Below are 8,242 nucleotides of genomic sequence, written 5' to 3'. Positions count from 1 at the left end.
GGGCTCGGGGCCGCACTCGGGGCCTTCGACGGGACCGGGGCGTTCTCCGCTCTGCCCGCGGACGACTGGGCCCGGGCCGATCCCGCCGGGCCGCTGTCGCCGCCCGCCCACAGCCCGAGACCCACTCCGGCCGCGACGGTGACGGCGACCGCGCCCGCGATCAGCCCTCGTGTCTGCTTCTCCGGTCGCTTCCTGTGCTGGCTCACATCGTCAACCTAGGGCCTGGGGAGTGGGGGCCGTGTCCACCACACGTTCCGAAACTCTCCCGTGCGGGTGAAATTCGGGCATCCGTCGGACAGGTCATGTCCACTCTCGATAACGTGATGTCACACCGCTCACAGCTTCCTCTGTCGAAACACACGTGACGCCCACACATACTCCCGGCCGACTGGCCATACCGCCCCTTCCCACCGTCCTGGACGCCTTCAACCTCGCGCCCGCCGACGAGGCGCGGCCCCTGCTCCTGGACTGTCTGGGCAGCCTCCGCTGGGCGGAGCGGGTCCTGGCCCACCGCCCCTATCCCACGGTGGACGCCCTGCTGGCGGCCGCGGACGAGGCGGCGTACGACCTGACCGCCTCGGATCTCTCCGAGGCCCTCGCGGCCGAGACCCTGCCCACCCTGCCGGACGGGATCTATTCGGCAGCCCACATGGCCCTGGACGCGGCCCACGCCGCCTACGAGTCCCGCTTCGGCCACGCCTTCGTCATCTGCCTGGACGGCCTGCCCGCCGACGAGGCCCTGGACCATGTGCTGGCAGGCATCCGGTCACGATTGACAAACGATCCCGAGGACGAGCGGGTGGTGGCGGCCGAAGAACTCCGCCGCACGGCGAGGGGGCGCCTGGTGTCCTCCCTCAGGGGCGCGGAGAGCGCCGCGACCGGCCCTCACCCCGCACCCGGCGCATAACCGGACACACTACCTCATTAGTCGCCCGGTTCCCCCATCTGCGTGCCACTTTGATCACACAGATAGGCCCGGCGTAAGCGTTCCGACAACACGTCGCTACGATGCTGGGGGCCGGTGGACCGTACCCGGCCGGGCCCGACCGACAGCACAAGCCGGCAGGCCCCGATACCCCGCTCCCGGAGGGACTTCCGTGCCGGCTGGAACGCTGTACCGCGGCCGGGAAGGAATGTGGTCCTGGGTGGCTCATCGAGTCACCGGCGTCCTCATCTTCTTCTTCCTGTTCGTTCACGTGCTGGACACCGCTCTCGTCCGTGTCTCACCCGAGGACTACGACAAGGTCGTGGCCACGTACAAGACCCCGCTCGTCGCGTGCCTGGAGTACGGCCTCGTGGCCGCCATCCTCTTCCACGCGCTCAACGGCCTGCGCGTCATCGCCGTCGACTTCTGGTCGAAGGGCCCGCGCTACCAGAAGCAGATGCTCTGGTCCGTCGTGGGCCTGTGGGTCGTGCTCATGATCGGGGCGATCTACCCCGTCCTCGGCCACGCCGCTCGTGAACTGTTCGGGAGCTGATACCGATGGCGACCACTGAAACCACCGCTTCCGGCATCGGCCCCGTCGAGGGCGACTCCGGCTACGGCGTCGACAACCCGGCGCCCCTGATCGAGGCCCCGCGCAAGCGCACCAAGAAGACCCCCCGCTCGACCCGCGGCAACTTCGAGATGGCCGCGTGGCTCTTCATGCGCCTGTCGGGTGTCGTGCTGGTCGTCCTGGTCATCGGCCACCTGCTGATCCAGCTGGTGCTGGACGGCGGCGTCTCGAAGATCGGCTTCGCCTTCGTGGCCGGCCGCTGGGCGTCCCCGTTCTGGCAGGTCTGGGACCTGATGATGCTGTGGCTCGCGATGCTGCACGGCGCCAACGGCCTGCGCACGATCATCAACGACTACGCGGAGCGCCCGAACACCCGGCTGTGGCTCAAGGGCCTGCTCTACACCGCCACGGTGTTCACCATCCTGCTGGGCACGCTGGTGATCTTCACCTTCGACCCGAACATCCGCTAGGCACGGGGCTGCGAGAATCATGAAGATCCACAAGTACGACACCGTCATCGTCGGCGCCGGCGGCGCGGGCATGCGCGCGGCCATCGAGTCGACGAAGCGCAGCCGCACCGCGGTCCTGACCAAGCTCTACCCCACCCGCTCCCACACGGGCGCCGCGCAGGGCGGCATGGCCGCCGCGCTCGCCAACGTGGAGGAGGACAACTGGGAGTGGCACACCTTCGACACGGTCAAGGGCGGTGACTACCTGGTCGACCAGGACGCCGCCGAGATCCTGGCGAAGGAGGCCATCGACTCGGTCCTCGACCTGGAGAAGATGGGCCTGCCGTTCAACCGCACCCCGAACGGCACCATCGACCAGCGCCGCTTCGGCGGGCACTCCCGCAACCACGGCGAGGCCCCGGTCCGCCGGTCCTGCTACGCCGCGGACCGCACCGGCCACATGATCCTCCAGACGCTGTACCAGAACTGCGTCAAGGAGGGCGTGGAGTTCTTCAACGAGTTCTACGTCCTGGACCAGCTGATCACCGAGGTCGACGGCGTCAAGCGGTCGGCCGGTGTCGTGGCGTACGAGCTGGCCACCGGCGAGATCCACGTCTTCCAGGCGAAGGCCGTGATCTACGCGTCCGGCGGCTGCGGCAAGTTCTTCAAGGTGACGTCCAACGCGCACACCCTGACCGGCGACGGCCAGGCCGCCGTCTACCGCCGGGGCCTGCCGCTGGAGGACATGGAGTTCTTCCAGTTCCACCCGACCGGCATCTGGCGCATGGGCATCCTGCTGACGGAGGGCGCCCGCGGTGAGGGCGGCATCCTGCGCAACAAGGACGGCGAGCGCTTCATGGAGAAGTACGCGCCGGTCATGAAGGACCTCGCGTCCCGTGACGTCGTGTCCCGCTCCATCTACACGGAGATCCGTGAGGGCCGCGGCTGCGGTCCCGAGGGCGACCACGTCTACCTCGACCTCACGCACCTGCCGCCGGAGCAGCTGGACGCCAAGCTGCCCGACATCACCGAGTTCGCGCGCACCTACCTCGGCATCGAGCCGTACACGGACCCGATCCCGATCCAGCCCACCGCGCACTACGCGATGGGCGGCATCCCGACGAACGTCGAGGGTGAGGTCCTGGCGGACAACACGACGGTCGTCCCCGGCCTGTACGCGGCCGGCGAGGTCGCCTGCGTCTCGGTGCACGGAGCCAACCGTCTGGGCACGAACTCGCTGCTGGACATCAACGTGTTCGGCAAGCGCGCGGGCATCGCCGCCGCCGAGTACTCCCAGAAGGCCGACTTCGTCGAGCTGCCCGAGAACCCGGCGGAGCTGGTCGTCGCGCAGGTCGAGCGCCTGCGGAACGCGACCGGCACCGAGCGCGTGTCGGTGCTGCGGCGCGAGCTGCAGGAGACCATGGACGCCAACGTCATGGTGTTCCGCACCGAGCAGACCATCAAGACGGCGGTCGAGAAGATCGCGGAGCTGCGCGAGCGCTACCTGAACGTCTCGATCCAGGACAAGGGCAAGCGGTTCAACACCGACCTCCTGGAGGCCATCGAGCTCGGCAACCTCCTCGACCTCGCCGAGGTCATGGCGGTGTCGGCCCTGGCCCGCAAGGAGTCCCGCGGCGGTCACTACCGCGAGGACTACCCGAACCGCGACGACGTCAACTTCATGCGCCACACCATGGCGTACCGCGAGGTGGGCGACGACGGCAGCGAGACCGTCCGCCTGGACTACAAGCCGGTCGTCCAGACCCGCTACCAGCCGATGGAGCGTAAGTACTGATGGCAACCCCCGTTCTGGACAAGGCGGACGCGGCCGGCCAGCCCGAGCCCGGCTTCGCCGACTCCCCGTACATCACGGTCACCTTCCGCATCCGCCGCTTCAACTCGGAGGTCTCGGCGGAGGCGACCTGGGAAGACTTCCAGCTGGAGATCGACCCGAAGGAACGTGTCCTCGACGCCCTGCACAAGATCAAGTGGGAACTGGACGGCACGCTGACCTTCCGCCGTTCCTGCGCGCACGGCATCTGCGGCTCGGACGCCATGCGGATCAACGGCAAGAACCGTCTGGCGTGCAAGACGCTGATCAAGGACATCAACCCGTCGAAGCCGATCACGGTCGAGCCCATCAAGGGCCTGACGGTCCTCAAGGACCTCGTGGTCGACATGGAGCCGTTCTTCCAGGCGTACCGCGACGTGATGCCCTTCCTGATCACGAAGGACACGAACGAGCCGACGCGTGAGCGTCTCCAGACGGCCGAGGACCGCGAGCGCTTCGACGACACCACGAAGTGCATCCTCTGCGCGGCCTGCACCTCCTCGTGCCCGGTCTTCTGGAACGACGGCCAGTACTTCGGCCCGGCGGCCATCGTCAACGCCCACCGCTTCATCTTCGACTCGCGTGACGAGGCGGGCGAGCAGCGCCTGGAGATCCTCAACGACCGCGACGGCGTGTGGCGCTGCCGCACCACCTTCAACTGCACGGACGCGTGCCCGCGCGGCATCGAGGTGACGAAGGCGATCCAGGAAGTGAAGAGGGCGCTGATCACTCGGCGGTTCTGATCTTTTCCTCGCCATTGGCGTGTAACAGCTGAGGGCTCTGTTTCCGGTGTTACCGGAGATGGAGCCCTTGGCTTTTTTGTCATGTCCGCGGGCTTCCCGACGAACTGATTCCCCCTCACACTTCCGGAGGGCGGGACTGCAGCGGGGGTGGGCCAGCGGTGCGGGAAGGTTCGGAACGCCACGGGTTCGGCACTGCCGCGAAGGAGGCGCATTTCATCGCTGCGCCGCTGCTGACGGCGGCCGCACTTTCGCTGGCCGGCGTGGTCGCAGGGGCTGACGACGAGTTCCGGTGGCCTGGTGTCACGTTGTTCTTGCTCGTGGCGACGTCTATGGCGCTTATAGCCAGTATCCAGATTTCGTACTACGCATTGCAGTTCAAGTTCACAGAGGAAGAGCGTAAGGCGAGACAGAGGGCGCGCGATTGGGTTGAGCCCACTGATGACGAGCTGAAGGTGATTCTGCGAGAGTCCCAGATAGCGTACGAAGACAATCTCAGGTACGCGGGCGTGGTTTTCAATTGCGGAACCCTCATGCTCGGGCTCGGTATCGCGGCAGCGCTCGTACCGCCCCCCTGCGGCGGACACGACCAGGCGGCGGCGCGGATTGCCTCGGCCATTCTCGTCCTGTTGTGCACCATCGCCGACGCCGTCTGGGTGTCGATCTTGCTCAGGAAATAGTCCGCCACTGCAGCCGACTCACATGGGGAGGGCACATGTACCAAGAAGTCGTACTGCCCGGATTTGCAGTCCCGGCGCATCCCTGTCCTGGTTGCGGAAAGGAGGTGCCACGCGGGTACTCGGGCCTGCTCATGCCTCACTCACTCAAGAACAGGCAGGCCAGGAACGACGTTGACAGCGGGTCTGTCCAGCCCGTGCAGATCGGCGAACGCCCGAACCACCTGTCGCAGTGCCCGTTCCAGTGTCTTCACCCGACGCTGCTGCTGGCATGCAGGAGCAAGCACGAGGTGTACTCGCTGCTCGCTGACCTCGGCATCGACCCGGCGAGCGTGGGCCCTGGTGCCATCGGCACCTAGCCCGTTCTTCGCGGTTAACATAGCGCCGCGGCAACCCGGGGTTCCGCGGAACCGGGAGGCGGCGCACAGCGATGGCACAGGGCGAAAGGGGCGGCCGTGCCTCGCAGGTTCGAATATGGGCCGGCCTGGCCGCCGTGGCGATCGGGTCTCTGCTGGTCGGGGATGCGACCCAACGCGGTGCAGCTGCGGTTGAGTTGGCGGGCAGGTGGTGGCCGTGGGCCCTCCTGGCTCTGGCATGCGTGAACTTGTTGAGGTCGGCCGTCCCCGTGGGTTCGCTCATCGGTCCCCTGGTCCTCGGCGCCGTCGGCGTCATCGGCCTCGTTGCCTTCCACGGGGCGGACGGACGCCTTGTGCGTGACCAACTGGCTCCGGCACTCCTGATGGCGACAGGGGCGGCACTCGTACTGTCGCCGAGCCGCGGTGGCCACCGGACCAGCTGGACTCGGCTGCTGGCCACCGGGGATGTGGTGGTCTCCCCCTCCGCGAGTCGGCTGTACACGCTGCGGGCCGTACTCGGTGAGCTACGGGCTGACCTTTGCGAAGCACAGGGCGAGGTCGAGGTGAATGTCACGGCAATTGCCGGTCATGTGCGCCTCACCATTCCCCGCACGAGTGCTGTGTACGTCAACGCAGAGGGAACACTTCTCACCCGGGTGCCGCCGCCCTCCTCCGAGTTCGGTCAGCAGCCCCGCTCCGAGAGGAAGTTCACGATTCACGTCCTAGGTGTCTGCGGAGCCGTGAGCATCGCACGGGTCTGAGAAAAAGCGCCGGACGGCGCCGGGTCATCGTCCGTGGTCGTAGGGCAGGTCGGCAGTCGGACGGCCTGTGAACGACTGCGAGACCTGCCAGAAGGTTTCTGCTTCGTCGGCCCGATCGGGCAGCGGGTGGTGCAGCGCGTCCAACAGATCGAATCGATGCAGGTCATAGACGACATGCATGAGACCCGCATAAGCCTGCGCGGCCGTCACCGCTCCTTTGTAGGCGAGCGCGGCCAACAGGAGTGCCAGCAGCGGCAGCCAGAGCATGACCGGTTCGTCGTACAGCGCCGTCGACGCCACCACAGCGGAGGCGAGAAAGCTCCAACAGAGATTGACCGCGGTGTCGAGGGCGGCTCTGGCAGAGTGCAACGCATCGGCAAGTCGATCAGAGACCTGCATGTGGATCCGGGGCCACGAGGCGAGAGTCGCCAGACCGTAGCGCTCACCGGCGCTGAACTCCCCCGCCCTGAGCGCGTTGCCGAGCGCCGTCGGAAGCAGAACCTCTTCGGGCGGAACGGCTGCCAGGCGCCTGGCAGCCTCCGCTGCGACCCGGGTCGCCTGAGCGCTCGCATCCGACCCGACGGTGATCCGGTTGCCGAGAGCATGCCGACGACGACGCTGTACTTCTGTCAGCACGGCGGCCAAGCGGGCGGTCACCGACCACCTGTCCCAATACCCTTCCAGGAGACGCACCGCCCGCACCTGAAACGGGTACAGCAGCATCGCGAGCACGACAGAACCGGACCCGACGATCAAAGCGGAGCTGACGACTCCGCTCCAGTCGGATGGAAGGACCGCACCCCAATTCCCTCGACCCGGGAAACTGCCGCTGCGCAGCAGCGCGTAGACACAGGAGCCGAACAGCACACACGGCACAAAGTGCACCATCAACACCCGCCGCACCAAGCCGCTCCTCGTCCCTCGGGCCCGACTTGCCCACCGGCCGCACACGTCACTGAACATTCATCAGTATGACTTCAGGACTGGGCTGGTGACATGGGCTGAACCACGACCGGCCCAGTCAGGTCCCTGCCTGCTCCTCGGACGACGCCTCTCCAGGACGCCGGTCGACCGTCGTCAGGTCGATGTCGATGTCGAAGGGGACGGAGATCTTGAGGCGCTCGTGGAAGATGCCGGTGAGGCCGTAGGACTTCGTGGCCGGGTCGAGTTCGTAGACGTAGACGACGGGGAGGCCCTTGTTCTCGTCCTGCTCCACTCGCCAGAAGTGCGGTACGCCGGCTGCCGCGTACTTGCGAGGTTTGACCTCTCGGTCCCGCTCACGGGAGTCCGCGGAGACCACCTCGACGGCGAGGACGAGATCCTCCGGCTCGTACCAGGTCTGGTTCGGGCCGGTCACCGCGTCCACCGGGACGACGACGATGTCCGGCTCGGGACGGTTCTTCGCATCCAATCTGACCGTCATCTCACGGTCCACGTCCAGGTGACCGGGCGCCTGCCGCAGCAGGGCATTGTCCAGCAGACGCATCGTCCGGCTGTGGAATCGGGTCTGCGGACTCATGAAGACGAGACTCCCGTCGAGCAACTCCGTGTGCGGGGGGAGGCCCGGAATCCGGTCGAGGTCGTCCGCGGTCCAGCCTTCGGCGGGGGGAATCGGCCAGCGGTACGCCGTCTCGTCGTCCATGCCGTTGCCGGATGCGGTGCTCATCACTGCTCCCATGGGACGGAGTCTCGCGAGTCGCTCCAGCGTAACCAGCGGAAACGACGGCGCCTCACCGCAACGAGTGATCAAATGCGGAGATCCGGCCACCACCGAGACCGTGATCAGGACACCCGGAGTGGTCTCATCCGGTCAACTGCACTGTGCGCACTGTGACTTGTGGTGCCTCCGTCGCAGACTGGCCCCATGGCACTCCTGAGGAAATCCGCCGCCGCGCTGTGCGTCGCCGCCGCGGTGCTGCTCGCGGCACCCCC

Annotated in this window: 9 protein-coding genes and 1 pseudogene; 7 read left to right on the top strand and 3 right to left on the bottom strand. The window is 67.0% G+C overall.

Annotated features, from left to right (window positions below):
- Window positions 1–206 (bottom strand): annotated as a pseudogene (locus EHS43_RS30325) (beta-N-acetylglucosaminidase); the annotation flags it as partial.
- Window positions 207–361: 155 nt separating this feature from the next.
- Here EHS43_RS30325 and EHS43_RS30320 point away from each other — a divergent pair.
- The 7 genes from EHS43_RS30320 (at window position 362) to EHS43_RS46725 (ending at window position 5,552) form a co-directional block, all read left to right on the top strand.
- On the top strand, window positions 362–907 hold the full coding sequence (locus EHS43_RS30320; protein ID WP_125193907.1) for a 2-oxo-4-hydroxy-4-carboxy-5-ureidoimidazoline decarboxylase: 546 nt from the start codon (window positions 362–364) through the stop codon (window positions 905–907).
- A 190-nt stretch (window positions 908–1,097) separates the two neighbouring features.
- Window positions 1,098–1,478: a succinate dehydrogenase, cytochrome b556 subunit gene (gene sdhC, locus EHS43_RS30315; protein WP_007384241.1), complete on the top strand. Its 381-nt coding sequence runs from the start codon at window positions 1,098–1,100 to the stop codon at window positions 1,476–1,478.
- Between the two features lie 5 nt (window positions 1,479–1,483).
- Complete coding sequence (locus EHS43_RS30310; RefSeq protein WP_037718879.1) at window positions 1,484–1,966, top strand: succinate dehydrogenase hydrophobic membrane anchor subunit; 483 nt, start codon at window positions 1,484–1,486, stop codon at window positions 1,964–1,966.
- A gap of 19 nt (window positions 1,967–1,985) precedes the next feature.
- Window positions 1,986–3,740 (top strand): succinate dehydrogenase flavoprotein subunit, encoded by a 1,755-nt coding sequence (sdhA, locus tag EHS43_RS30305; protein WP_037718880.1) that lies wholly within the window; start codon window positions 1,986–1,988, stop codon window positions 3,738–3,740.
- On the top strand, window positions 3,740–4,519 hold the full coding sequence (locus EHS43_RS30300; protein WP_125193906.1) for a succinate dehydrogenase iron-sulfur subunit: 780 nt from the start codon (window positions 3,740–3,742) through the stop codon (window positions 4,517–4,519). The genes sdhA and EHS43_RS30300 overlap by 1 nt, the downstream gene beginning before the upstream one ends.
- Window positions 4,520–4,677: 158 nt before the next feature.
- Complete coding sequence (locus EHS43_RS30295; protein WP_125193905.1) at window positions 4,678–5,196, top strand: hypothetical protein; 519 nt, start codon at window positions 4,678–4,680, stop codon at window positions 5,194–5,196.
- A gap of 194 nt (window positions 5,197–5,390) precedes the next feature.
- A complete protein-coding gene (locus EHS43_RS46725; protein WP_185806478.1) occupies window positions 5,391–5,552 on the top strand; it encodes a hypothetical protein in 162 nt (53 codons plus the stop codon).
- 782 nt (window positions 5,553–6,334) lie between these two features.
- Here EHS43_RS46725 and EHS43_RS30290 read toward each other — a convergent pair.
- Both EHS43_RS30290 and EHS43_RS30285 read right to left on the bottom strand, forming a co-directional pair.
- Window positions 6,335–7,213: a hypothetical protein gene (locus tag EHS43_RS30290; RefSeq protein WP_125193904.1), complete on the bottom strand. Its 879-nt coding sequence runs from the start codon at window positions 7,211–7,213 to the stop codon at window positions 6,335–6,337.
- Window positions 7,214–7,331: 118 nt separating this feature from the next.
- The gene (locus EHS43_RS30285; protein ID WP_125193903.1) at window positions 7,332–7,976 is read right to left on the bottom strand and encodes a Uma2 family endonuclease; all 645 of its coding nucleotides are present in this window, start codon (window positions 7,974–7,976) and stop codon (window positions 7,332–7,334) included.
- Window positions 7,977–8,242 lie beyond the last annotated feature (266 nt).

The sequence above is a fragment of the Streptomyces sp. RP5T genome (genome assembly GCF_003933965.1).
In the GTDB taxonomy this organism is placed as follows: domain Bacteria; phylum Actinomycetota; class Actinomycetes; order Streptomycetales; family Streptomycetaceae; genus Streptomyces.
This window is presented reverse-complemented; position numbering and strand designations above follow the sequence as displayed.

Coding starts and splice junctions, on each gene's coding strand:
- EHS43_RS30310 (WP_037718879.1), top strand. CDS start 1,484: ATGGCGACCACTGAAACCACCGCTTCCGGCATCGGCCCCGTCGAGGGC.
- sdhA (WP_037718880.1), top strand. CDS start 1,986: ATGAAGATCCACAAGTACGACACCGTCATCGTCGGCGCCGGCGGCGCG.
- EHS43_RS30285 (WP_125193903.1), bottom strand. CDS start 7,976: ATGAGCACCGCATCCGGCAACGGCATGGACGACGAGACGGCGTACCGC.
- EHS43_RS30300 (WP_125193906.1), top strand. CDS start 3,740: ATGGCAACCCCCGTTCTGGACAAGGCGGACGCGGCCGGCCAGCCCGAG.